Here is a 220-nt window from a genome sequence, read left to right as displayed (position 1 = left end):
GGCGGCTGATCTCGCTCTTGGGCGTGATGAAGTCGGTGGCGCGGGTGGAGTTGAGGATGTTCTCGTCCGCCGCGTACTCGCGCTCGGGGCCGTAGCTGGCCAGCAGTTCGGGGCCGGCCCAGCCCTTGAGCAGCCAGTCCAGCTTCCAGGCCAGGTTGTCGGCGTCCTGCACGCCGCTGTTGGCGCCACGGGCGCCGAAGGGCGACACGCCGTGGGCGGC

General features: G+C 71.4%; 1 protein-coding gene. It reads right to left on the bottom strand.

Translation table 11 applies throughout. The features are described 5' to 3' along the window. Positions 1-220: FAD-dependent monooxygenase (locus tag HA630_RS02260; protein ID WP_208299927.1), on the bottom strand; the 220-nt coding region annotated here is incomplete at both ends.

Source organism: Aquabacterium sp. A08 (genome assembly GCF_011742065.1).
Note: the sequence above shows the minus strand (reverse complement) of the source record. Positions and strands in the feature narration are given on the sequence as shown.